Below are 24,800 nucleotides of genomic sequence, written 5' to 3'. Positions count from 1 at the left end.
GATTGCCCCCGCCCATTATGCAGGCACGGCGGGCTCCTCGTCCATGCTCAGGATCACGCCGTTGATGGCCTTCGCTTCGCTGGTCATCGTCTGACAGGTGACCCGGCATCGGATCGCCTTGCCCCGGCGGGTCCTGGCGTCGACGGTCAGTACCTGCTGATCCAACTCCCCCGCCAGGCAGGAGATGATCGCCTTCTTGATTTCCTCCAGGGGCAGGCCGATATCGAGGTTCAGCAGATTCTTCCCGATGGCCTCGTCGGAGCGGATCCCCCAGAGGTCTTCGGCCCGGGGGTTCCAGAGCTGGACGGAGAAGTTCGAGCCGACCACGATCACCCCGCTGGACAGACTCCGGAGGATCGACTGGAGAATGGAGTCGAGGGTGTCACGCTCCTCGTTCCGGACCCGGAGTTCCCCGTTGACTACCTCGATCTCGTCGTTGGTGGACTGGAGTTCCTCGTTCATGGTCTCCAGTTCCTCGTTGGTGGACTGGAGTTCCTCGTTGGTGGTCTCCAGCTCCTCGATGGTGGACTGGAGTTCCTCGTTGATGGTCTCCAGCTCCTCGTTGGTGGACTGGAGTTCCTCGTTGGCGACCTCGAGTTCCTTGTGCGAGGCCTGGAGTTCCTCCTGGAGTCGCCGGCTGCCCGTGGCGTCGGTGAAGCTCACGCTGGCCCCGAGCAGGACGGCCCCGGGATCGAGCAGGGGGACGACGTGGATATTGAGATAGACGACCTCGCCGGCCCCGACCGGCCATTCGACCTCGGAGATCCTGGCCGGTTGCCGATCCTGGTAGGCCCGGTCGATGCACGAGCGGAGGTCGGCCGGCCGATAGGAGAGGGTCAGGTCCTGGAAGGGACGTCCGAGATCCACCGGGTCGATCTGGAACATCGTCCGGGCCCGCTCGTTGGCCAGGGCCAGCAGGCCGCTGAAGTCGATGACGAGCTGTGCGACCGGGCTGGACTCGAAGGCGAACTCGCGGAGCCGGACGTGGCTGACCAGATGCGAGGCGGTCTCCTCCGCGGCGCGGGGCTGGCCCAGGATCCGGTCGCGGAGTTGATTGGCCCGGGGGACCCTGGCGAAGATCCGCCGCTTCAGGTCGACCGGAATGAACGAGCTATTGTAAGTCATCAAGGTCTCGACCTTGCCAAGCATGAGGAACCCGCGGTCGGACAGGGCGTAATGGAATCGATCGAGGATCCGGGCCTGGGTCTCGGAGTTGAAATACATCAACGTATTCCGGCAAGTCAGCAGGTCGACCCGCGAGATCGGCGCATCCTGGATCAGGTCGTGGCGGCCAAAGATCACCGACCGTCGGAGGTCTTTCTGGAAGGACCAGCGGGCGGCCCCGGCCGGCTCGAAGTATTTCTCCCGGAATTCGGGGGGCAGGCTCTCCAGCTCCTTGGCGTCGTACTGGGCCGACCGGGCCTTGGCCAGGGCGTCGTCGTCGACGTCGGTCGCATAGATCTTGACCCGGTCCCGGAACGCGTCGATCCCCAACGCCTCGGCCAGGACGATGGCCAGGCTGTAGGCCTCCTGGCCGGTGGCGCAGCCGGCGGACCAGACCCGGATCGGGTCCTCGGCCCGCTTGCTCGAGAGCAGTCGGGGGAGGATCTCCTCGGAGATCGTCTTCCAGGCCGGAGGGTCGCGGAAGAAGCTCGTCACGTTGATCAGGATCGTGTCGAAGAGGAGCTTGAACTCGTCCGGGTGGACCTCCAGGAAGTCGACGTACGGGACGTATCCATCGACGCGGACCTCCTTCATCCGTTTGCCGATCCGTCGGATCAGGCTGGGATGCTTGTAGCCGGTGAAGTCGAAGCCGCGGGACCGGTGCAAATAGTCCAGGAGCGACTCGAAATCGGGATCGGGTGGCAGAGACTCCGACTCAGATTCGGGCTCGTCGCTGGTCATGCAGCATCTCCGTTCATCACCAGCGTTGTCAGTGTCGGGGCGATCTCTTCGAGGGAAAGGATGAAGTCGACGCAGCCGGAGTTGATCGCCGCGCCGGGCATCCCGAAGAATTCCGAGGTCGCCTCGTCCTGCGCGATCACGGTTCCCCCGGTCGACTTGACCGCGCGGACGCCCATCTCGCCATCGGTGCCGGTCCCGGTCAAGACGACTGCGATCGCCCGATCTCGATAGCCGGCGGCCATCGACTCGAACATCAGATCGGCGGAAGGGCGGACGAAATGGACCAATTCGGTCTGTGTCAGCGAAAGCGAACCGTCTCCGTTAATCAGCACATGATGATCGGGAGGGGCGATCCAGATGCCGCCGGGGGCGATCCGATCGCCATCGCTGGCCTCTCGGACCTTCAGCGAGGTCCTCCGACCGAGGATCTCGGCCATCAGGCTCCGATGGCGTCGGTCGAGGTGCTGGACCAAAACGATCGGGGCCCGGAAGTCGGGCGGGAGGGCGGACAGGACCACCGAGAGGGCCTGGACTCCGCCGGCCGAGGCCGCCATGGCGACGATCTCGAACGGGGGATGGGCCTCGGTCGTCTTCCTCATCCTGGGCCACCTTCGCGAGTCGGAGGGTCGAGAGTCTCGGGCTCGGCTTCGGCCCGCCCCCTCCTACCCGCCGATTCTCCGAACCTGATGACGTCGTCACCTCTCATCATTCTCTTGCCTCAACCGCAGCGCGGATCGAACCCCCGATCATCCCCATCCAAGGAGGTTGACGGGAGCCTCTCTTAGGTGCAGTCCGAACTCAATTGACCGGGGCTTTCCAAATCTACTGCAAATCCCGCGATCAATCATGGTCAATCCGAAAAAATGGAGCAAACATCGGCACATCCTCGAAATATCGAGAGCTCGCATCATCATCGGATCTCCCGAGTTCCCGACCTCGAATCCCCCAGGGCGACGGGCGGATGGTGCACGGCCGCGAGTTTCTCCGGTTAAGATGTTTCACCGCGGCAACGGAGACTTGATCGTCGAAGCCCGGAATCGGCCGGGGCCCATCCCCTGGAGATCGAGATGCGAACGAGATTGCTCGCCCTGACGATCCTGGCGATCCTGGCGGTCGCCCCCGAGGCCCGGAGCGAGGTCCCGAAGCCGCCCGAGCCGCCGAAGACTTTCGACCTCGAGGCCATCGACGCCTATGTCGCGGGCGTGGTCCGAGAGAAGGAGATCACCGGCCTGTCCCTGGCCATCGCCCGCGACGGCAAGATCGTCCTCGCCAAGGGATATGGCCGGAGGTCCATCGAGGACCGGGCCCCGGTCGAGCCCGAGACCTCGTTCGCCATCGGCTCGGTCAGCAAGCAATTCACCTGCGCCTGCATCCTCCTGCTGGCCCAGGAGGGGAAGCTCTCCGTCGACGACAAGGTGGCGAAGTACTTCCCCGGCCTGACCCGGGCCGGCGAGATCACGCTCCACCAGCTGATGAGCCACACCTCGGGATATCCCGACTACTACCCGCTCGACTTCGTCGACCGCCGGATGAGCCGGCCGATCGGGGTGGATGCCCTGATCCGGGAATATGCCGGGGGCAAGCTCGACTTCCCCCCGGGCACGCGCTGGTCTTACAGCAACACCGGGTTCATGATCCTCGGGAAGGTGGTCGAGAAGGTCAGCGGCCAGCCCTTCGGGGTGTTCCTGGCCGAGCGGATCCTCAAGCCCCTGGGCATGGACCGATCGACGTTCGAGCCGTCGCAGGCCGACCCGAACCGGGCCCGAGGCTACACGCCCTTCGCCCTCGGCCCTCCCGAGCCCTGCACGCCCGAGGCCGAAGGGTGGATCTATGCCGCCGGGGGAGTCTGGGCCTCCGCCCCCGACCTGGCCCGATGGGCCACCGCCCTGATGGAGGGCAAGGTCCTGGATCCCGAACGGCTCCGGATCATGACCACCCCGGCCGCTCTCCTGGACGGTCGGCTCACCACCTACGGCTGCGGGATCGGCGTCCGCCGCGAAAATGGCGATATCGTCCTCTCGCACGGGGGTGCCGTCAGCGGCTTCCGGGCCTCGCTGTCGATGATACCCCGCCTGAAGGCATCGGTCGTGATCTTGATGAACAACGAGCAATCCGACGCGGGGATCGGCCAGGCCATCGTCGGGCTCCTGACCAAACCCGAAGGCGAGCCCGAGGTTCCCAAGGTCGACGGCCCCTCGCCCAAGGAGGCCGCGCTCGCCTTCTTCCGCGAGATGCAGGCCGGCCAGGTCGACCGGGGCAAGCTCGGCGAGGAGTTCGCCGCCTACCTGACCGACGAGCGGATCGCCGCCGCCGCCCCCCGGCTCAAGCCCCTCGGCGAGCCCGAGAAGGTCGAGGTCCGGGGGGTCCGAGAGCGGGGCGGGATGGAGGTCGCCGCGATCCGCCTCACCTTCAAGGACGCCGTGCTGGACGGGTCGCTCTATCGGACGCCCGACGGGAAGATCCAGCAACTCCTCTTCGAGAAGTCGCCGTGATCGGCATCAATAAGCATCGGCGCTGGTGACTTCCCCCCCGGCGATCGTGCCCAGCGCCCTCCAGACGTTCCCGGCGATGGTGTCCTTGAGGAACCGGACCGAGCCGTCTCCGAGGAGGACGTTGACCCCGCCGGGGTGGTAGCTCCGGGCGGTGATCGCCGCGAAGGTGGGGCCGCCCTTCTTCTCGCGCTGGCCGGTCAGGTCCAGGTCGCGCTGGGGATTGGCCGAGTAGCCGGGGGTCTGGCGATTGGGCGTCCAGGCGGTGGTGAAGCCGGTCTGGTGGGCCTGGCCGTCGCTCCATTCCGAGTGGCCGTAGGTGAACCCGCAGGAGCCGCCGTCGTATTCCGGGGCCACGGTCTTCGGGTCGGCGTTGGTGAGCGGGATGGCGTTGGGCTGCGTGATGTTCGCCAGGCCCCCGCAGTCGCGGAGCAGGGGTTGCTTGGCCTTGCAGTCGGCCGCCACGATCGTCTGGCTCAGGCCGTCGCGGAAGTCGGCCAGGCGTCGGCTCGTGTTGGGGGCGAAGGCCGACCGATTGGTCGCCCCGGAGAACCCGCCCCAGACGAACCAGTCGCCCATCAGGAAACCGTACGTCCCGACCACGCCCGACTCCCCGGGGATCGGAGACGAGTCGACCTCGCTCGGGCAGATGAACATCGCGACCCGCTGGGTCGAGACGGTCAGGTTGTAGGGCGATTCTCCCGAATAGTTGAAGTTGATCGCGCTGAACATCGGTCCTTGCTCCAGGAACGGCAAGATCCGCCCCGGGACGCTCCAGCCCAGCCAGAGGCTCACCTTGTTCCCCGAGCCGCTCAGGACGCACGAGGGCGGGAAGGCCCCGGCGATGCTCTCGTAGTTGTGGAGCCCCAGGCCCATCTGCTTCAGGTTATTGGTGCACTGGATCCGCCGGGCGGCCTCTCGGGCCGCCTGCACGGCCGGCAAGAGCAGGGCGATCAGCACCGCGATGATCGCGATCACCACCAGCAGCTCGATCAGGGTGAAGGCGCGATGTTGGGGACGTTTCATGATCATTCCTATCCCTATGTCCGTAATGTCGCCCCGAATCGGGGGTGCTCATCGTCGAAGACGACCGGGCCGAAGGCAAGTGAATGTTGAATGTAGGCAGGAACCTCGGGCCACTGATGAGCCCGGATCCGGGGAAAGTCGCCCGGATCGCGACCCTTCCGGTGTTGAAAGAAAATTCAAGGCGAGGTCGAGACCGGGAACCATCCGGGGTCATCGTCCGGTAGAATAGCGACCGGATCCGCGGGGTCTCCGACCTTCTCGACCTCCTGGGGAGCGGCAATCGATGGCTTGCGATTCGAGCGGGCGGGGCGATCGAGCCCCGTCGAAGATCCCGGCTTTCGTCCTGATTCTCGCCGGATGGCTGTCGGGCTCGGCCCCGGCCCAGGACGACGGCGAATTCTTCGAGAAGAAGATCCGGCCGATCCTCGCCAACCATTGCCAGCGATGCCACAGCTCGGCTAGGAAGCAGAACGGGGGGCTGGCCCTGGATTCGAAGGCCGGGTGGGAGCGGGGGGGCGACTCGGGCCCCTCCATCCGGCCCGGCAACGTCGAAGAGAGCCTCCTCCTGCAAGCGGTCCGGTGGACGGACGAGGCGCTCCGGATGCCGCCGGAAGAGGCGGGCGGAAAGCTGTCCGACGGCCAGATTGCCGACCTCGAAGCCTGGGTGAAGCGGGGGGCCTTCGACCCGAGGACCGACACAGGGCCCGGACCTCGGCCCGCCACCTGGGCCGAGGTCTTCGAGGAGCGTCGGAATTGGTGGAGCCTCAAGCCGGTCCGCAAGCCGCCCGTCCCGGAGGTCGACCAGGGCGATCGGCCGGGAAGGGCGGTCGATCACTTCCTCGATCGGCGGATGGCCTCCGAGGGCGTCTCGCCCGCCGCCGCCGCGTCCCCCCGCACGCTGATCCGACGGTTGTCGCTCGTCCTGACCGGCCTGCCGCCTACCGCCGAGGAATCGGCGGCCTTCGAGGAGTCGGCCCGTCGCGACCCGGGCGGGGCCTACGAGGCGCTGGTGGACCGACTACTGGCCTCGCCCCGATTCGGCGAGCGATTCGCGAGGCACTGGCTCGACGTCGTCCGGTACTCCGAGACCCACGGGAACGAGTGGAACTACGACGTCCCCCACGCCTGGCGGTACCGCGACTACGTCATCCGCGCGTTCAATGAAGACCTGCCCTACGACCAGTTCGCCCGGGAACAGATCGCCGGGGACCTCCTGCCCGAGCCCCGATGGAACGCCCGGGGACGATTCAACGAGTCGCTCATCGGGACGGCGTTCTATCGCTTCGGCGAGGTCAACCACGACAGTTGCGTGGACTTCGGCGTCATCGGCTACGACATCGTCGACAACCAGCTCGATACCCTCACCAAGACCTTCCAGGCGACCACCGTCGCCTGCGCCCGCTGCCACGACCACAAGAAGGATGCGGTCTCGACCCGCGACTATTACGGGTTGCTCGGGATCTTGCGCAGCTCTCGATCGGTCCAGCACACGCTCGACTCGCCCGAGATCAATCGCGAGGCCATCGCCGACCTGAATCGCATCAAGGCCGAGATCCGGGCCGAGCTGGCGTCCCTGTGGACGGGCGAGGTGAACTCGATCGACGGGGGGAAACTCGTCGACCGTCTCGGTCCGCCCGGCGAGAAGCCGCCGCCGATTTCCAGCCCGTCGCACGCCTGGGATGCCATGGCCCGTGCCTCGTCGTCCGAGGCCGATGATCTGTGCGGGACCTGGCAAAAGCTCGTCGAGGACCATGCGACGGAGCAGGCCGCTCGCTCCGAATTCAATCGAACGAAATTCCAGCCGGTGGCCGATTTCCGAGGGCGGATGGAGCCCGGCTGGACCACCAGTGGCATGGGACTGAGAGGAGGCCCGAACCCGGGCGTCGACATCACCCTGGCGCACGAGGGCGAGGCCGCGATCCAATCGATCCTCCCCTCGGGGCTGTTCACGTTCGGAGTCTCCCGGAAGCTCAACGGTGCCTTGCGATCGCCGACCCTCCCTCGGGGGGGCGGCAAGCTGAGCTTCCAGGTCATCGGCGGCGGACACAGCCTGTCTCGGGTCGTGTTCAATAACTGCCAGCTCAATTACACGAATCAACATTCGATCCATCACGACGACTGGACCTGGGTGACGGTGGATTTCCCGGACAGGTCGGCCGAGCTGCTCCCCTATGCGGAGTTGCTCACGTTCTGGGACAGCCCCAAGTACCCCGACCCGCTCGGAACCCTGGGCAAGGATACGGACAATCAGCGGCAGCCCTGGGACTTCCACACCAGGGACCCTCGCTCCTGGTGGGGGCTCCGACAGGTCGTCGCCCACGATGGCCCGGAGCCCCCCAAAGAAGACCTCGCCCACCTCGATCGACTCGAATCGGGCGACCCTCCCGCGAGCCTGGAGGAGCTGGGCTCGCGATACTCGGGGATCGCCCGGGAGGTCGTGGCCGCCTTCGCGGAGGGCCGGACGACCGACGACGACGTGAAATGGTTGAACTGGCTCCTGGATCGCGGCCTGATCTCGAACAAGGCGGACGCCAGCCCCCGGCTGGCCTCGCTGATCGCGAGCTACCGCAAGATCGAGGAGCATGACCTCTCGCCGCCCACCACGATCCCGGGGATGGCCGACGAGAGGGAGCCCTTCGATCAACCCATCCTCATCCGAGGGGAGTACACCAGGCCCGGCGATCCGACCCCCCGGCGCTATCTCCAGGCGATCGAGCCCGAGGGCACGACGCTCCCGCTCCCGGGGAGCGGTCGGGGTTTCGTCGCCGATCAGATCGCCAGCCCGACCAACCCGCTCACCGCCCGGGTGATGGTCAACCGCGTCTGGCAATGGGTCTTCGGCCGGGGAATCGTGCGGACGCCCGACGACTTCGGGCACCTGGGCGAGCCGCCCACCCACCCGGAACTCCTCGACTACCTGGCCGCGGAATTCGTCGAAGACGGATGGTCGGTGAAGCGACTGGTCCGCGAACTGGTCCTGAGCCGGGCCTTCCGAGCCGCCGCCAACCCCGCCGAGGGGACCCGCGAGCGCGACCCCGATAACATCCTCCTCTCCCATTACCCGGCGAGGCGGGCCGAGGCCGAGGTGATCCGCGACAGCCTGCTGGCGGTCTCCGGTCGGCTCGACGGCAAGCTCTACGGCCCGAGCGTCCACCCCTATCGCGACAAGGAAGACACCGAGAAGCGATTGTTCGCCGGGCCGCTGGATGGGGACGGACGCCGGAGCCTTTATATCAAGTTCCAGTTGATGGAGTCGCCGCGCTTCCTCAGCGTCTTCAACCTGCCCGGCGGCAAGGTCACGCAGGGCCGGCGGGATGCCTCGAACGTCCCCGCGCAGAGTCTCGCGCTCCTGAACGACCCGCTGGTCTGGAACCTGGCCGACCACTGGGCCGGGAACCTCCAGGATCGGGGTCGGACGATCGAGGACCGGGTGGACTTGATGTTCCGGGATGCGCTGGGACGCCCGGCCTCGGACCTCGAACGAGGGCGATTCGCCGAGGCCGTCCGCGCCTTCGCCGAACTCCGGGGCGTGTCCGACGCCGACCTCATGGTCAGCCGACCGGTCTGGCAGGACGCGGCTCACGCGATCTTCAACCTCAAAGAGTTCATCTTCATCCCCTGAACCCCGGGCGGAACGATCGATGGGACATCTCCAGGAACGCTGCCCGGGACGGGGCCTCCCGCCGCTCAACCGGCGGCAGATGCTCAAGGCGGGCGGGACCGGCTTCGGGTGGCTCGCGCTCTCGGCCCTGACGCAGGACCCGGCCTTCGGCCAATCGCCATTGCCCCGGAAGACCCACTTCCCGGCGAGGGCCAAAAACGTCATCTTCCTGTTCATGGATGGGGGAGTCTCCCACGTCGACTCCTTCGATCCCAAGCCCGCCCTGGCCGCGAACGAGGGCAAGCCATGGTCCGAGAAGCCCGAGCGGAAATGGGTCAAGAGCCCCTGGAAGTTCAACCAGCACGGCCAGAGCGGCACCCCGGTCAGCGAACTGTTCCCGCAGATCGCGACCTGCGTCGACGAGATCGCGGTCATCCGTTCGATGAAGGCCGAGTTGCCCATCCACTCGACCGGCGTCCTGCTGCTCCACACCGGGCACAACCTCGCCGGGAGGCCGAGCGTCGGGTCGTGGGTCTGCTACGGCTTGGGGAGCGAGAACCAGAACCTGCCCGGCTATGTCGTCCTGAGCTTCGGCCACGTCCCGGTCGGCGGCCTGGAAGCCTTCGGGAGCGGGTTCCTCCCCTCCAGTTACGAGGCCACGATCCTCAAGGCTAGCGGTGTCCCCCTGGACAATCTCCAGGCCGCCGAGTCGCCCGCCTCTCAACGTCTCAAGCTCGACCTGATCCGGCAGCAGGACCTCGATTTCGCGGCGGGGCTCGGCGGGGCCGATGCCGTGGAGAGTGCCATCCACAACTACGAGCTGGCCGCCCGGATGCAGACCCTGGTGCCGGACGTCCTGGATGAGTCGCGCGAGAGCAAGGCGACCCGCGAACTCTACGGGCTGGATGATCCCGACCTGAACACGAAACTCTATGCCAGGCAGTGCCTCCGGGCCCGGAGGCTGGTGGAATCCGGCGTGCGCTTCGTCCAGGTGAATTGCCCTTACGGCCTCTCCAACGGGACCTGGGACCAGCACGGGGGGCTCAAGGAAGGCCACGAGAAGAACAGTCGGCAGACCGACCGGGCCGTCGCCGGCTTGATCAAGGACCTGAAGCAGCGAGGGATGCTCGACAGCACATTGGTCCTCTGGGCCGGGGAATTCGGCCGGACCCCTCACGCCCCCGGGCCCGATGGCCGCGACCACCACACCGAGGGCTTCTCGGTGTTCCTGGCCGGGGGCGGCATCCGAGGAGGGACGGTCTACGGCGCGACCGACGAGTTCGGCATGAACGCCGTCGAGGACGTCTGCGACTTCCACGACCTCCACGCCACGATGCTGCATCTCAGCGGGATCGACCACGAGCGCCTGACCTATCGGAGCGGGGGGCGCGACTACCGACTGACCGACGTCAAGGGCCGCGTGATCCGGGAGATCCTCCTGTAGGCTCATCGATCGCTCCGGAGCACGGCCAGGCCGGGCTCCGTGGCCACCTGATAGCGGGCCTCGCGCTGGATGGGCTGATTGTGCTTGTCGCGCAACGACAGGACCACGTCAACATCCGCATGAGGGCCGATGGGACCATCGGGCGACTCGATCTCATAATCGGACAGGCGCAAGCCCGAGATCAGGTCATCGTCCACGAAGCGAATCGGCGGGACTCGCTTCGGGAGAGCCTTGGCCTCGCCTTTCTTCCAGGCTTCGAGGGCCGCGACCAGGGCCGATCGGGCCCGTTCGGTGTCGTAGGGGGGCTCGCTCGGAGACTCGCCGGTCCCCGAGCATCCCGCGAGGATCAGGACCAGCGGCAGGAGATTCCCTCGTCGATACCCCATCAGAGCGAGTCCGCGCCGATGACCTCGCCGCCCGCCACGGTCCCGAGAGCCCGCCAGATCATGCCGTCGACCGTGTTCTTGATGTACCGGACGCTGCCGTCACCCAGCAGGATATTCACGCCGCCCGGGTGGAAACTGCGCGACGTGATGGCCGCGAAGGTCGGGCCGCCGGTTCGCTCGCGCTGGCTGGTGATGTCGACATCCGGCGTGGCGAATCCGGGGCCTCCCGGCGTCTTCTTGTTCGGCGTCCAGGCGGTTGTCATCCCGATGTGATGGACCGCGACCTCCGGCCATTCGCAATGCCCCTCCAGCTTGAGCAGGCATCCGGTCGCCTGGTATTCGGGGGCCACGGTGATCGGGTCGGCGTACGGGCTGGGGATGTTGTTCGGGTCGTTGATCCGGGAAAGGTGGCCGCAATCGCGGACATTCGGCTGCCAGTTCTTCACCTCGGCCATGAACAGGGTGTTGCTCGTCCCGTCCGAGAAAGCAGCCCAGCGTCGACTGAGATTCGGGCCGAAGGCGCTCCGGGTGGTCGCGTTCCCGTTCGGCCCGGCGTAAACGAACCAGTCCCCCATGCAGAATCCGTAATTGGTCGGCCCGACCACGCCGAAGGTGCCATTCAACTCGCGGTCGCGCCGGACCTCGCTGGGGCAGATGTAGGTGGCGATCGTCTGGGCGGTCGCGGTCAGGTTGCCGGGGTCGCCGTAGCTGGAGGACAGGTTGATGGCGTTGTGGATGGCCCCCTGCTCGATGTGGGGCAGGATCCGGGCCAGGCCTCCCCAGGTGCTGGTCCAGAGCGTGTTCGAGGCGGTCGGGATCACGAGCGCCGAGGGGGGCATCCCCCCCCAGACCTGCTCGTATTGATGGACCGCGAGGCCGAGTTGCTTCAGGTTGTTGCCGCACTGGACCCGACGGGCCGCCTCTCGTGCGGCCTGGACGGCGGGCAACAGCAGGGCGATCAGGAGGGCGATGATGGCGATCACCACCATCAGCTCGATCAGCGTGAAACCGCGAGGTCGGCGCGTCACTTCGCGGCTCCCTTCTCGACCGGGACGTGCCGGGGATACTCCCAGCGACCCGCGTTGTCGCGAACCCAGTCGAAGTAGAAGCGAATCCCCCGGTCGGTCTGCTCGATCCCATTCCCGCCCGGCTCGGGATTCGGGGCCGTCCCGCTCTTGTTCGAGATCCCCTGGAGATACGCCGCGTGGAAGAGCATCACCGCGTTGGGGGCCTCTCGGTAGTCCTGCCACGAGGCCTTCATCTCGGCGATGTCGCCGGGACTGAACAGGCCGTCGTTCTCGTAGTAGTCGTGACGGGTCGTCTCGACATTGACCACGAACCCTCGGCTGGGGATCGGCATCGACTTCTGGATGATCCGGACGTCCATCCCCGGATACTCGTCGGCGGTCTCGCCGCTCTCGCTCGGGCAGACGCCGACCTCGATCTCGGGGGCGATCGCCTTGAACCACCCGGAAATCTTCGCCTTCTTCAAGGCCCCGTCGGGCTCGCGGAGCAGGGGGTGGTCGATCCGCTCGGCGTGGTCGTACTCGTGGACCAGGTCGACGAAGACGTTCCGAAGCTTGCGGGTTTCGAAGAACCGGGCGGTCTCCTCGAAGGCCCGGCGGAGGGCCGCCTCGTCGTAGAGGTCCTGATCCTTCCGGGGCGAGAGGACCCCGACCATCACCACCATCCCTCGGCGGTCGGCCTCGCGGATCAGCCATTCGAGCCGCTCGGCCACGTCGGCCTTGAGCCGGCCGTCGCGACGGAACCCATCCAGCCCCGCCTCGGGGTTCGGAGATCCCCCGTTGGTCCCCTGGATGTACACGCCGATCAGGTTGATCCCGTGCGCGACCATCGTGTCCAGGGCGTTGACGTGCCGCTCGGTGACCGACCCGCTATAAAGGGCATTCCCGCACCGGAGTCCCCAGAGCTCGACCGGTTCGCCGCCCAGAAACGCACGATCGTCCTTGATCTCGAACTCCCGGGTCGGCGGGCCTTCGGCGGCAACCGCGGTCGAGAGCCCCGCAAATATCAGAAACAGGACCGCCCACTTCATGGTCGTAACCTCCTCAGGAACCGAGACATCATCGGATTCGATCCGGACCAGGGATCTCCGAACGAATTAACACCCTAATTCTTTCGTCGACCCGCTTCAACCACCCAGCCCGGAAAATTCCGATGCCCGATCCTGAGGCAAACCGCCAGATCGCTCGGTCCCCGAACCCGGTGCGACCCGATCTTGTCCATTCAGCACGGACCGATCGAGTGGTCATCGGGCGGACCTACCAGACCGGGGTAGGCCGCGAACCGAATTTCTTAATATCCGGGATTGGCGGGCGAAACACCCTCCGAAGGCCGAATGATCGGCACGTTTCCGGAGTGATTTCCATGATCGGACGACTACGTTTCCCCTATCGGCACCGGACCACCGAGGCGGTCCTCCACGAGGAAGGTTGGGAGTGCCCCGAAATCCCCACCCTGGTCCGGGTCCTCGACACCCTATACCACCCGGGTCGTGACGGTCAGGGAGACCGCCGCCACCTCGACGAGGCCGCCCGGTGGCTCAAGGGGACCGTCGAGGCCGAGACTTCCACACCGCCCGTCACGCGGAACTGAGGCCCCGCACGGCCGATCCGACGATTGGACATCGTCTCCCAGGCCATGCGGGATCCCATTAATCGAGCCGGTCGGCCGGTTGCCGATCCGGGTCGATATCCCGGACGGGCTCCCACCCGGCCCCCGGGGTCCAGAGGTCGGTCCCCGAGCCCTCGGGATCGAGCGCGAAGAGGCGGACCCACCCGGACTCGACGAGGTCCCGGACCCCCTCCCGATCGGCCAGGATCGCCTCGATCCGGCCTTTCGGGGCCTCCACGATCACCTGGAGCCGGAGGGGCTCGTGGAACCATCGGCCATCGGGGTCGTGGACCGACTGGAGCGGCAGGCCGGTCCGCAGGTCGCCGCCATTCCCCAGGACGACCCCCAGCGTCCCCACTCGGTTGTGGAGCGTCTTGTTGCCGGAGCCGAAGACGCGATTATCCACGGTCGAGGCGAAATACTGGAGGTTGATCCACGACGCCACCACCATCGGTGCCGACAGGATCAGCCCGAGGACCGAGCCGTCGAGGTCGGTCGTCGCGTCGTATTCGTGGAGGAACGTCCGGCCTTGCAGGTCCACGCCCCGGGTCCTCTGACGACGCGCGACGAGGAACACGGCATTCCGCGCCAGGGCCCACTCGGGCCGGACCTCCGACCAGTCGCGGGCCCGTCGGCGGAGCCGGGCCAGGAGACCCCGAGCCGGTCGGCCTGCCAGGCCGAGCGAGCGGGCTCGCTCCTCGCGGACCAGGGCTCCTGCCTTCGCCAGGTGATCCCGGAGCATCGCGACGTCGGACGCGTGGCTCGCCGGGACCCGATCCAGATCGAGCAACGAGACCTCGTCTGCCGACGTGTCGTGCACGCCCGCGAGGAACCAGGTGTCCTCAGGGACCCCGTACCCTCGGCTCGAGAGCCCCGCCCGGACCGTAGGATCATTGAGGATCGCCGCCGCGACCCGGGCGTTGATCGCCCCGCCGTGCCCTCCGCAGGCCCCGCAATCCAGGCCCGCCTTGTGCGGGTTGTTGGCGCTCCGGCCTTCGTGGCCGCACAGGAGGACCAGCCTCGCGAAGCGGTCCCGCAGGCCCATGTTCTTCAAGATCCCGGCGGCCAGTTCGAGCCGGCTCTCCGCCTCGATGCCTCGCCCCGAACCGTCTCGATCCAGGCCGAACCGCGCCGCATGCTCGGAGCGATCTCCCGATGGTCGGGCCGCCAGGGCATCGCCGGCTAGGCCGATCCCATAGGCCAGGCCCAGCGTCTCCACGAAGGAGAATGAGGCCGCCGGCGCGACCAGGAGCGATTTGACCACGGCACCAAGCTTGAACGTCCCGGAAGTGCTCCGGGCGGCCGGGCCCAGGGCCAGGCTCGGCTTCAGGAGGACCGGGCATCGGGCACTCTCCCCGGTGTCGACTCGCCAGTCCAGGCTCACCCCGAAGAAGCCGGCGAAACCCAGGGTCTCGATGCCCGCCGATCGAGCCTCCAGGTGGCGTCGGAAGGGCTCGGATCGGACGTCGATGCAGAAGACGGCCTGGATCTCCGGGCGATTCGCGTCGATCGATCGATCCGGGGCGGCCAGCTTGCGGAGGATCCCTCGCGCATAACTGTCCTCCATGGCCTCCTGGAAGACCAGCCGGATCGACTCGTCCTCGACCCGATCGGGCGAGGGAACGGGACGCGAGTCGGCCGGACTCGGGGCGAGGAAGGCCACGGCGGCGTCGGTGCAGAGCCGGATCGCCAGCAGGTCCAGCAACGAGCCGGGATCGTCCCCCCCGGCCTGCCAGGATTCCCGACGGAAGTACGACGACCAGCCGTAAAGCCCGCCCAGGAGCCGGTAAAAGTAGGGCAGGCGCACGGCGGGAGCGACCTCCAACCCGGCCAGCATCGCCGCAATGGCCCGGTCGGGCTGGTCGGGGAGCCGTCTCGCCCATTCTCGCCAGCCCTGGAGACCGGCGATCTCGAACGACCGATCCACCCGGGCCGATTCGAGCCAGGACGCGTAGAGCCCCCGCCCGTCGTCGGGACGCTTCCAGGACGGCCCGCCGCCCGAGGCATGGACGGCGCACCATCGGGCGACCGATCGGAGGATCTGGTCGTGCCAATCCGTGCCATGCCGCCGATCGTGCCGCTCGGCGAAGGTGAGTGCCGGATACGACTCCCGACGGGCCATCTCGACGCGCCCTTCCAGGATGTCCTCCAGGGAACTCGCGGCCACCCGGGCCCGGCGAGCCGCTTCGCCCAGATCGGACGGGCCGAAGGCCCCCTCTCGCCAGCGAGCCCGGTAATACTCGGCCCCCGGTAACACCCGGGCCCCGAGCCCGTCGCCGACCGTCCGGAACGCCTCGGCAATGGGCCATGCGGAGAATCCCAGGTACGGGTTGACCGCGACATAGTTGGGCAGGTCCCACAAGGGTGGGATCCGGTCGCAGGCCCGGGCCGCCTCGTCCATCAGGGTTCCGGCGCCGACCTCGACCTCCTCGATCTCGGTGATCTCAAGCATGATCAACCCCCGTGATTTTGAATCGACTCCAGGCCCGATCCACCAGACGATCGGCGATCGCCCCGAAATAAAATCCCTGGAGGGCATGGACCTGGAAGGCCCGCCCCGCCCGAGACCGCCCGAGCGTCGGGAGCGCCGCCGAGATCCCGACGAGCGCCACCAGGCCGACGACGGGCAAGGTCGCCGCCATCCAGGCCATCGGCCCCGCCGGGGCCGGCATCTCCCCCAGGACCGGGTGCAGGAACGACGCGACTCCTTGATAGAGGGCGAAGATCGCGACCGCAGCGGCAACCGTCGCGACCAGGGCCCCGATCACTTGTCGGACCCGCCCCGCGAGATCGAGCGGCGACACCCGCAAGATCGTCACCCAGAGCTGCCCGATCGACAGGGCGACGATCGCCGTCAGGGCCAGTTCGCCGGGCGAATTCCAGGGATGGAAGCCGGTCAACCGGGACGCCAGCCCCAGCGCGGGCAAACTCGCGACGGTCCCGACCGCCGCCACCATCAGGGTCCAGCCCGTCGAAGCCGGGATCATCGGGCGAGACGGCCCGGGAAGGTCGCCCGACCGCAAGAAGCTCCACGCCTTGTAGCAGCCGTGGCCGACCATGTGCAGCGCCGCCGCTGGGAATGCCCCGAGTCCGCACTGGACCATCATGAATCCCATCTGGCCGACGGTCGACCAGGCCAGCGTCCGCTTGACCTTGACCTGGGCCCACATCGCCAGCATCCCCAGGCACGCGGTGATCGTCCCGACGAGGGAGAGCAGGAGTAGGGACTCCGGCACCCGGACGATCAGCGGCGAGAACCGGAGCAAGAGGGCTCCACCGGCGTTGACGATCCCGGCATGCATCAGGGCCGACACAGGCGTGGGCGATTCCATGGTCTCGGGAAGCCAGCTATGGAACGGGAACTGCGCCGATTTGGTCAGGGCCGCCGTCGCCACCAGCAGGGCAATCCCCGAGGCCCCGGCACCCCCCGTTTCCACGAAGGCTCCGAGGAAATCGTGAAGGTCGGTCGTCCCCCAGTCGCGCCCGATCAGCAGGATCGCCCCGACCAGCGCAAGGTCCCCCAACCGGCTGATCAGGAACTTCTTACGGGCCGGTCGCCAGGCCTCGGGACGATCTCCGTAATAAGTGAGGAGCTTGTGGAGACCCAGGCTGGTCATCGACCAGGCGACGAACAGCAACACCAGGTTCGAAGCCAGCATGAGCACATAAGCCATCGCAACCGTGAAGCCCAGCCATCGGAGGAATCGACGACGGCCCGGGTCGCCGTCGAGATACCGCATCGAAAATCGATAAGTAACCGCCCCGATCGCCGAGACCAGGAGCCCCAGCGAGGCGGCCAGGCGATCGATCCACAGGCCCGCCAGGCGGGCCGGATGCGGCGTCACGACCTGCCAGGCCAGCATCGCGACCGAGAACCCGGTTAGGGCCACCAGGGCCGCCAGGGGCACCCAGCCCAGATTGCCAGCCCGAACCCCGTCGGCCCGTCGCATCCCAAAATCGTTCCGATTTACTTCCATAAATGGTCTCGTTGTAATAGGACCCGGCCAATCCGGGCGTCCGACCCTATCCGGGGCCGGTCGGTTCGTGTTCGTTCGGGACGAAACACGACATTTGTTTCGCGTATCATTTATCGCATGATCGGACGGAAGTCAAGTTATGGATCGCAAAATTCCGCCCGAGGACAGCCCCGGCTGGACGTTCCTCAGCAATCACGGACACGTCCTGCTCTCGATCGCCCGCGATCCGGGCCTGACTCTCCGCGAGGTCGCCGGCCTGGTGGGGATCACCGAGCGAGCCGTCCAGCGGATCGTCGCCGACCTGGAGGCGGCCGGCTATCTGGAGCGGGTGCGCGCGGGCCGGCGAAACCGCTACGAGGTCCACCCCGAGCGACCGCTCCGGCATCCGATCGAGGCCCATCGGGACGTGGGGGCCTTGCTGGCCCTCGTCATCGAGGACGGCAAACCGTCGCCATCCGAGACCACGCCAGGGATCGAGTCGGACGGTAGCCCGTCCCGACCGACTCCCGGCCCGTCCCCCGCCCCTTAGAGATCACGCAACCGCCGATCGGGATGACTCGCCAGGACTGCAAGCCATGCGCGAACGATCCGAGACCGGCCTCCCACAAGAGGTCGCGATCCGGATCGTCGATTTCATCGGGGAGTTAGCCGAGCCAGCCCGCTCAACCCGGCTCAGGTTGAAGGGCGGTCCAACCCGGCAGGGGCCGGCTTCCGCATGACCAGCTCTCCGAACGAGCCGGTCCCGGTGCCCAGGCCATTCAAGGGCACGCCCGCTCGACTCTTGAAGCTCGACTGACGGGCCGAGGCGCGCTGGATGTCGGCCTCGGACTTGAGCGGGTTGGTGATGTCGACATTGGTCAACAAGTAAGTCCCGGATGGATCCAGACGACGGGCCGGGACCAGCGTCACGGTCGCCGTCCTCGCCTGGTACTGGGCCGACTTCAGCGGGATCAGGGCATTCTTGAGCTTCCCGGAACGCACGCTGGTGTCGTACAGGAAATAGTTGTGAACATTCGAGACCGCCGAGGGCTTCATCGGCTGGGTGAACGTCAAAGATACCCTGGTGGCGACCTTCCCGCGAACGATCAGTGCGGTCGAGGCGACCTCCGGGGCGATCGACGAGGGCGGAGCCACCTGCGCCGGGGCCGGCGGGAGCAGGACGGCGGACTCCGGCCTCGAACCCGCCCGGCCAGTCATCAACTCGCGGGACTCCAGCGACGCTTCGAGAGTCGGCGAGAACGAACGAGATGAAGATCGACGATCACAAATCATGGGGGCATCCTTACCGAAAATCCCGACCATCGAAGGTTCCCGGGAAAGATGACGAGGCCATCCACCGAGAACAGGTCCATCTCATTGTTCGACAAGAAATTACTTAGATCACCAGGGACTTCTCGGCTCCGGGAAACCCCCAAGCTCCCGAATCACTCCATCCTCTACAAACATCCTTATCAGCCCGACAGCGAACAGGAAGATCAAGGAGTGAACCGGAAGGCCCCGGTCCCAAAAGCTCGGTCCTACGGGAATGACGAGCGGTTCGATTTTCGGGTCGTTTCAAGATTCGATCTCCCGGACGGCGGCGAGACCTCTCCCATCCCATCCGAACCCCGGGTCAGATCCGCGAGCGTCTCGAATCATCCACATCGCGTGTTGCGACCCTGTAAAGTTGGTCCCGGAGCCCGCTTTCCTCGGATCATTTGCCGTGGTCGAATGAGAACGCACCGGGCGGGAAAAAGCGGATTCGTGGAGGATCGGGCAGGATGATCGTGCTTCAAGGGTCGGTCGAGGCGGGCCGGTTCATCCTCTGGGGCGAGTCGAGACCCGAGGCGTTGCCCAGAGGGCGCAAGCCCGGAGCGGCCCGACCTTCGGCAACCCGAATCTCCCCGCTGGACCCCGGCCCCGATCGGCTCCGCCAGGCGTTCGAGGAGGTGATCGACGGGGAAGGAGGGCCGAAGGCTGCGGTCGAGGTCGTTCAGGTCGTCGCCTGGCTGCCGACCACCGACGCCGGCCCGGTCGCTTCGAGCCCGATCGTGGCCGAAGCCCCCGCCCCCTCGGCGCGAGTTCGGCTCGCTCCCTGGCTCGTCTCGGGGCTCCGCCTTCCGACCGACCGGGCGATCGACCTGCTCCTGGCCGCCTCCGACCGTCCGACCCTGGCCCCCGGCCTGGTGGTCGGCGGGACCCTGGCCTACTGGGCCGAGGCCCTCCGATTCGCGGGTTCGCTGGTCGCCCGTCAGCAGTTCTTGCCGGCGGTCGAGCGGACCGAGGGGCAGGAAGGCCCTCGACACCGGGCCCGATGGTCGCCCGTGGCGATCGGGGCCGACGCCCCGAGGTTGGCGAGCCTGGCCCGGTCGCTCCCCTCGGCCGCCCGCGCGATCCTGACCGATCCCGAAGCCGGACCCCCTTCGGAGCCTGCCGCCGAGGTCCTTCGCGCCTTCCTCTCCGAGACCGTCGACCACCTCGTCCGGTCCACAGGATCGACCGCATCGACCGGCAAGAAGCCGCCGAAACCCCGGTTCGAGAGCCTTCACGACCAGTGGCTCCACGCGCTCGGGACTCCCGATGGGACCCTGGCCGGCGACCTCGACGAGCTGGACCGCCTGGCGGCGCAGGTCCGCGAATGGCGGACCCCCATCGCCCGAGCCTCCGCCAGCCCGTTCCGGCTCGGCTTCCGCCTGAATGAACCTCCGCCCCTCGATGAAGAAGCCTCGCCCCGGAAGACCGTCGCCCCGGCGGGGACCTGGTCGGTCCGCTACTTCCTCCAGGGGGTCGACGACCCGAGCCTGATGATCGACGCGGCCGACGCATGGAACCCGAAGGGGAGTCGCGCCGAAGTCTTCCGCCGGGGGGGCTTTCACCCTCGCGAGTACCTCCTCGGGTCGCTCGGCGAGGCGTCGAGCCTGGCCCCGGCGATCGAGGCGAGCCTGGTCCATCGCGAGCCCATCGGCTTCGAATTTGACGCCTCGGCCGCCCACGCCTTCCTGACCGAGACCGCACCGATGCTCGAACAGGCCGGCTTCAGCGTCATGCTCCCGGCCTGGTGGTCGAGGAAGGGGACCAAGCTCCGACTGGGCGCCCGGGCGGTCGTCAAGTCGCCCAAGATGACCAGCAAGTCCGGGCTCTCGCTCGACGAGATCCTCAAGTTCCGCTGGGAGATCGCGCTCGGCGACCACGTCCTGACCTACCGCGAGTTGCAGGCATTGGCCAGGCTGAAGGTCCCGCTGGTCCAGATCCGGGGGCAGTGGGTCCAGCTCAACACCGAGGAGATCCAGGCCGCGCTCGACTTCTGGAAGGGGAAATCCGAAGCCGCCATGCCCGCCCGCCAGCTCGTCCGGATGGCCCTGGGCGAGGCCAGGACGCCGGGCGGCCTGGCCTTCGAGGGCCTGAAGGCCGAGGGATGGTTCTCCGAACTCCTCGGGCAGCTCGAAGGGAAGGGGGGGTTCGAGAACCTGCCGACCCCCGAGGGGTTCCTGGGGACACTCCGACCTTACCAGGCCCGGGGCTATTCCTGGCTCGGCTTCCTCCGTCGATGGGGCTTCGGGGCCTGCCTGGCCGACGACATGGGGCTGGGCAAGACCGTGCAGACCCTCGCCCTCCTCCGCCGAGACTGGGCCGAAGCCGAGCCCAAACGGCGGAGGCCGACCTTGCTGGTCTGCCCGACCTCGGTCGTGGGCAACTGGCACAAGGAGGCCTCGCGGTTCACGCCCGACCTCCCGGTCCTGATCCATCACGGCCATCGGCGGATCAAGGGGGCCGACTTCAAGAAGCTCGCCGGCAAGCATGGGCTGGTGGTCTCCAGCTTCGCACTCCTGCACCGCGACCTCGCCCTCTTGCAAGAGGTCCCCTGGGCCGGGGTGATCCTGGACGAGGCCCAGAACATCAAGAACCCACAGACCCGGCAGTCACAGGCCGCTCGGGCTTTGAAGGCCAACTTCCGGATCGCCCTGACCGGCACCCCGGTCGAGAATCACGTCGGCGATCTCTGGTCGATCATGGAGTTCCTCAACCCCGGATTCCTGGGAACCCAGGCCGAGTTCAAGCGAACCTTCCACGTCCCGATCCAGGTCGAGCGCGACCTCGAGGCGTCGAAGCGGCTCCAGCGGCTGACCTCGCCGTTCCTCCTCCGACGGCTCAAGACCGACAAGTCGATCATCTCCGACCTCCCCGAGAAGCTGGAGATGAAGGTCTACAACACCCTGACCAAGGAGCAAGCCTCGCTCTACGCCGCCGTCGTCGAGGACGCCGCCAACCAGATCGAGAACGCCGAGGGCATTCAGCGCAAGGGGCTGGTCCTGGCCACGCTCACCAAGCTGAAACAAGTTTGCAACCATCCCGCGCAGTTCCTCGGCGACAACTCGAGCATCTCCGACCGATCGGGCAAGCTCTCCCGACTGACCGAGATGCTCGATGAGGCTCTCGCCAGCGGCGACAAGGCGCTGATCTTCACCCAGTTCACCGAGATGGGCGAGATCCTCCGCCGCCACCTCGAAGACACCTTCGGCCGCGAGGTCCCCTTCCTCCACGGGGGGGTCCCCAAGATCAAGCGCGACCGGATGGTCGAGCGGTTCCAGGCCCCGGGAACCGACGCCCCGAGCGTCTTCCTGCTCTCGGTCAAGGCCGGGGGGGTCGGCCTGAACCTGACCGCGGCCAACCACGTCTTCCACTTCGACCGATGGTGGAACCCCGCCGTCGAGAACCAGGCCACCGACCGCGCCTTCCGGATCGGCCAGACCAAGAATGTCCAGGTCCACAAGTTCGTCTGCCTCGGGACCCTCGAAGAAAAGATCGACGAGATGATCGAGCGCAAACGCGAGGTCGCCGGCTCGATCGTCGGGACCGGCGAGGACTGGCTCACCAAGCTCTCCACCGCCGAGTTGAAAGACCTCTTCGCCCTCCGCCGCGAGGCTCTCGGAGACTGACTCTGACACCGACGACCCTAGGCAACGTGACGCTCGCCGGGTGGATCCTGGAACGGTTAATCTGAACCGTCCACGACCGGAATGCAAAACGAGGGAGGATTCGACGATGTGGAACAACTGGGGCCGGTTCAAACCCTCGAAGCCCCGACCCGCCAAGGGGGGGATCAAGGCTCAATCCAAGAAGGGCCAGTTCGGCCAGAGCTGGTGGGCCAGGCGCTGGATCGCGGTCCTGGAGGGGTTCGACATCGGGGCGAGGCTTGGCCGAGGGCGGTCGTACGCCCGGAGCGGGCAGGTCCTGGAAGTGAACATCGGCAAGGGGCTGGTCCGGGCGAAGGTCCAGGGGTCTCGTCCCAAGCCCTATGAAGTCACGATCCAGGCCCGAACCATCCCCCCTCGCGACTGGGAGACCCTGGGCAAGGCCCTGGCGACCCGGGCCATCTTCGCGGCCAAGCTATTCGCCGGGGAGATGCCGCCCGACATCGAAAAAGTGTTCGAAGAGGCCAAGCTGTCCCTCTTCCCAACCCAGCTTGGCGACTTGCAGACCAAGTGCTCGTGCCCCGACTGGTCGAACCCCTGCAAGCACATCGCGGCCGTCTACTACCTGCTGGGCGAGGAGTTCGACCGCGACCCGTTCCTGATCTTCACCCTCCGGGGGCTCGCCCGCGACGAATTGATCGAGTTGCTCGGGCGATCCGGGGCGGTGGCTCAACCGCCCGTCGCAGAGGTCGCCCCGAGCCCACCCGAGCCGCTCTCCAGCGATCTCTCGACCTTCTGGGGAGGCCCGAAAGCGACCGAGGACGAACCGGCCGAGATCGAGCCCCCCTCCGTGGCCGCCGCGCTCCCCCGGAGGCTCGGAGGCTTCCCGTTCTGGAGAGGCGGAGAACCGTTCCTCCAGGCCATCGAGCCCACCTACACCCGGGCCACCCCCCGGGGGCTCGACACCGTTCTCGGGCAGGCCTCTCCGATGGCTCCGCCGGGAAAAGCCCCGACCGCCCGCAAAGGCCCCGCCCGTAAAAGCATCGCCAAGAAGGCCGTCGCCAGGAAACGCCCAAGAGCCTGAGCCTCGCCTCCACCCGCCTCGTCCTGTCCCCCGGCCGACTATCCCGATATAATCGAAATGGGTCACGAGCACGTCGGGAACGTCGAATTGGGTACTGACATGGAGTCGCCGTCAATTCTCGACAAGATCGTCGAGTCCAAGCTTCGAGAGGTCGCCGCGTCGCGGGTCCGCCTGCCGATCGAGGAGTTGGAGGCCCAGGCGGCCGAGGCCCCCCCGGTCCGCGACTTCCGCGCCGCGCTGGCCGGGCCGGGACCAATCCAGCTCATCGCCGAGGTCAAGAAGGCCAGCCCCTCGGCCCAGGTCATCCGGGCCGACTTCGACCCGATCGCCATCGCCCGGACCTACCAGGCCCACGGGGCGGCCTGCCTGAGCGTGCTGACCGACGCCCCCTACTTCCAGGGACACCTCTCATACCTCGCGCGGATCCGCGCCTCGGTCGCGATCCCGCTCCTGCGCAAAGACTTCTTGATTGACGAATATCAGGTCGTCGAGGCCCGGATGGCCGGGGCCGACGCGGTCCTATTGATCGCCGAGATCCTCGACGACGACCGCCTGGCCTCGCTCCTGAGCCTCGCCCGGCAGTGGGGGATGGCCGCCCTGGTCGAGTTCCACGACCCGGTCAACCTCCCGCGAGTCCTCGCCTCGGGGGCCGACCTGATCGGGATCAACAACCGAGATCTCCGCCACTTCGTCACCGACCTCGACCTGACCCTCCGCCTCCGAGATCAGGTCCCCCCCGGGGTCGTCCTCGTCAGCGAGAGCGGAATCCGGACCCGCGCCGACGTCGAGAAACTCGAAGCCGCCGGGGTCGCCGCCATCCTCGTCGGAGAGACCCTCATGAGGGCCCCCGACATCGGCCTGGCCGTCGAACGCCTCCTCGGCCTCGCCCCCGAAGCCGAACCGATCGCCCTCAACTGAACGGGGTAGGCGTCATTTCGTGGTAAAAGCGGCGAGTGCGGAAGCCTGGTCGTCGTGGATCGGGATGTACTCGCCCAACCGGAGGATATCGGCCCCGAACCGGACCGAAGGGTCCATCGAGCAGATCTTCAACTTCCCGTGGGCCGCATGCACCTGCTTCCAGAAGTTCAGGAGCGTGCCGAACGCCGTGCTCGACATAACCTGCGTCTTCTCGAAGTTGATGAGCAATTGGGTCTCCCCGGCCTCCAGCAGGGAATTCAACTGTTTGCCGAGTTCCTGGGCCATCTCCGGCCCTTGAATATGACGACTCAGGATCTCGACGACCGCCACACCACCGACTCGGGACCATCGGAAGTGGTTGGTTTTATCGGACATAACGCGTCCCCCGGCGAGATCCCCCGATGCCCCAATTGGGCAGCGGCGGAAGGGTTGTCGATGAAATCG

The 24,800-nt window shown here is 67.0% G+C and carries 18 protein-coding genes; 8 read left to right on the top strand and 10 right to left on the bottom strand.

Annotation, left to right across the window (positions count from 1 at the left end; translation table 11 throughout):
- Positions 1 to 15: 15 nt before the first annotated feature.
- Both P12x_RS13495 and P12x_RS13490 read right to left on the bottom strand, forming a co-directional pair.
- Entirely contained in the window at positions 16 to 1,905 is a 1,890-nt protein-coding gene (locus tag P12x_RS13495; RefSeq protein WP_435011389.1) for a CheR family methyltransferase, read from the bottom strand.
- Positions 1,902 to 2,504 (bottom strand): chemotaxis protein CheB, encoded by a 603-nt coding sequence (locus P12x_RS13490; protein ID WP_435011388.1) that lies wholly within the window; start codon positions 2,502 to 2,504, stop codon positions 1,902 to 1,904. Before P12x_RS13490 ends, P12x_RS13495 begins: the two co-directional genes overlap by 4 nt.
- Positions 2,505 to 2,972: 468 nt before the next feature.
- On the opposite strand from P12x_RS13490, the gene P12x_RS13485 reads away from it, so the two are divergent.
- Positions 2,973 to 4,397 (top strand): serine hydrolase domain-containing protein, encoded by a 1,425-nt coding sequence (locus tag P12x_RS13485; RefSeq protein WP_435011387.1) that lies wholly within the window; start codon positions 2,973 to 2,975, stop codon positions 4,395 to 4,397.
- 6 nt (positions 4,398 to 4,403) lie between these two features.
- Here the strand turns inward: P12x_RS13485 and P12x_RS13480 are convergent, their stop codons facing one another.
- Complete coding sequence (locus tag P12x_RS13480; protein WP_435011386.1) at positions 4,404 to 5,420, bottom strand: DUF1559 domain-containing protein; 1,017 nt, start codon at positions 5,418 to 5,420, stop codon at positions 4,404 to 4,406.
- A 283-nt stretch (positions 5,421 to 5,703) separates the two neighbouring features.
- Between P12x_RS13480 and P12x_RS13475 the strand changes: the two genes are divergently transcribed.
- Both P12x_RS13475 and P12x_RS13470 read left to right on the top strand, forming a co-directional pair.
- The gene (locus tag P12x_RS13475) at positions 5,704 to 9,042 is read left to right on the top strand and encodes a PSD1 and planctomycete cytochrome C domain-containing protein (RefSeq protein WP_435011385.1); all 3,339 of its coding nucleotides are present in this window, start codon (positions 5,704 to 5,706) and stop codon (positions 9,040 to 9,042) included.
- Between the two features lie 19 nt (positions 9,043 to 9,061).
- The gene (locus tag P12x_RS13470) at positions 9,062 to 10,465 is read left to right on the top strand and encodes a DUF1501 domain-containing protein (protein WP_435011384.1); all 1,404 of its coding nucleotides are present in this window, start codon (positions 9,062 to 9,064) and stop codon (positions 10,463 to 10,465) included.
- 2 nt (positions 10,466 to 10,467) lie between these two features.
- On the opposite strand, the gene P12x_RS13465 is transcribed toward P12x_RS13470, so the two are convergent.
- From P12x_RS13465 to P12x_RS13455, 3 genes are read right to left on the bottom strand one after another with little or no spacing between them, the layout of a single operon-like run.
- Entirely contained in the window at positions 10,468 to 10,851 is a 384-nt protein-coding gene (locus P12x_RS13465) for a hypothetical protein (protein WP_435011383.1), read from the bottom strand.
- Positions 10,851 to 11,879 (bottom strand): DUF1559 domain-containing protein, encoded by a 1,029-nt coding sequence (locus tag P12x_RS13460; RefSeq protein ID WP_435011382.1) that lies wholly within the window; start codon positions 11,877 to 11,879, stop codon positions 10,851 to 10,853. Before P12x_RS13460 ends, P12x_RS13465 begins: the two co-directional genes overlap by 1 nt.
- Positions 11,876 to 12,907 (bottom strand): hypothetical protein, encoded by a 1,032-nt coding sequence (locus P12x_RS13455; protein WP_435011381.1) that lies wholly within the window; start codon positions 12,905 to 12,907, stop codon positions 11,876 to 11,878. The genes P12x_RS13460 and P12x_RS13455 overlap by 4 nt, the downstream gene beginning before the upstream one ends.
- A gap of 332 nt (positions 12,908 to 13,239) precedes the next feature.
- Between P12x_RS13455 and P12x_RS13450 the strand changes: the two genes are divergently transcribed.
- Positions 13,240 to 13,467, top strand: coding sequence for a hypothetical protein (locus P12x_RS13450; protein ID WP_435011380.1), 228 nt, complete (start codon positions 13,240 to 13,242; stop codon positions 13,465 to 13,467).
- Positions 13,468 to 13,525: 58 nt separating this feature from the next.
- Here P12x_RS13450 and P12x_RS13445 read toward each other — a convergent pair whose 3' ends face one another.
- Both P12x_RS13445 and P12x_RS13440 read right to left on the bottom strand, forming a co-directional pair.
- Positions 13,526 to 15,937 carry a putative inorganic carbon transporter subunit DabA gene (locus P12x_RS13445; protein ID WP_435011379.1) on the bottom strand — a complete coding sequence of 804 codons (2,412 nt, stop codon included), beginning with the start codon at positions 15,935 to 15,937 and terminating at the stop codon, positions 13,526 to 13,528.
- Positions 15,930 to 17,435 carry a proton-conducting transporter transmembrane domain-containing protein gene (locus tag P12x_RS13440; RefSeq protein ID WP_435011378.1) on the bottom strand — a complete coding sequence of 502 codons (1,506 nt, stop codon included), beginning with the start codon at positions 17,433 to 17,435 and terminating at the stop codon, positions 15,930 to 15,932. The genes P12x_RS13445 and P12x_RS13440 overlap by 8 nt, the downstream gene beginning before the upstream one ends.
- Positions 17,436 to 17,601: 166 nt before the next feature.
- Here P12x_RS13440 and P12x_RS13435 point away from each other — a divergent pair, with 166 nt between their 5' ends.
- Positions 17,602 to 17,991 (top strand): helix-turn-helix transcriptional regulator, encoded by a 390-nt coding sequence (locus P12x_RS13435; RefSeq protein WP_435011377.1) that lies wholly within the window; start codon positions 17,602 to 17,604, stop codon positions 17,989 to 17,991.
- A 143-nt stretch (positions 17,992 to 18,134) separates the two neighbouring features.
- Here the strand turns inward: P12x_RS13435 and P12x_RS13430 are convergent, their stop codons facing one another.
- A complete protein-coding gene (locus P12x_RS13430; protein WP_435011376.1) occupies positions 18,135 to 18,659 on the bottom strand; it encodes a hypothetical protein in 525 nt (174 codons plus the stop codon).
- A gap of 563 nt (positions 18,660 to 19,222) precedes the next feature.
- On the opposite strand from P12x_RS13430, the gene P12x_RS13425 reads away from it, so the two are divergent.
- From P12x_RS13425 to trpC, 3 genes are all read left to right on the top strand, one after another.
- Positions 19,223 to 22,378, top strand: a complete 3,156-nt coding sequence (locus P12x_RS13425) for a DEAD/DEAH box helicase (protein WP_435011375.1) — start codon at positions 19,223 to 19,225, stop codon at positions 22,376 to 22,378.
- 106 nt (positions 22,379 to 22,484) lie between these two features.
- On the top strand, positions 22,485 to 23,438 hold the full coding sequence (locus tag P12x_RS13420; protein ID WP_435011374.1) for an SWIM zinc finger family protein: 954 nt from the start codon (positions 22,485 to 22,487) through the stop codon (positions 23,436 to 23,438).
- Positions 23,439 to 23,495: 57 nt separating this feature from the next.
- Positions 23,496 to 24,356: an indole-3-glycerol phosphate synthase TrpC gene (gene trpC, locus P12x_RS13415; RefSeq protein WP_435011373.1), complete on the top strand. Its 861-nt coding sequence runs from the start codon at positions 23,496 to 23,498 to the stop codon at positions 24,354 to 24,356.
- 12 nt (positions 24,357 to 24,368) lie between these two features.
- On the opposite strand, the gene P12x_RS13410 is transcribed toward trpC, so the two are convergent.
- Positions 24,369 to 24,731, bottom strand: a complete 363-nt coding sequence (locus tag P12x_RS13410) for an STAS domain-containing protein (RefSeq protein WP_435011372.1) — start codon at positions 24,729 to 24,731, stop codon at positions 24,369 to 24,371.
- Positions 24,732 to 24,800: the final 69 nt, after the last annotated feature.

It is taken from the genome of Tundrisphaera lichenicola, from assembly GCF_051175385.1.
Lineage (GTDB): Bacteria > Planctomycetota > Planctomycetia > Isosphaerales > Isosphaeraceae > Tundrisphaera > Tundrisphaera lichenicola.
Note: the sequence above shows the minus strand (reverse complement) of the source record. Positions and strands in the feature narration are given on the sequence as shown.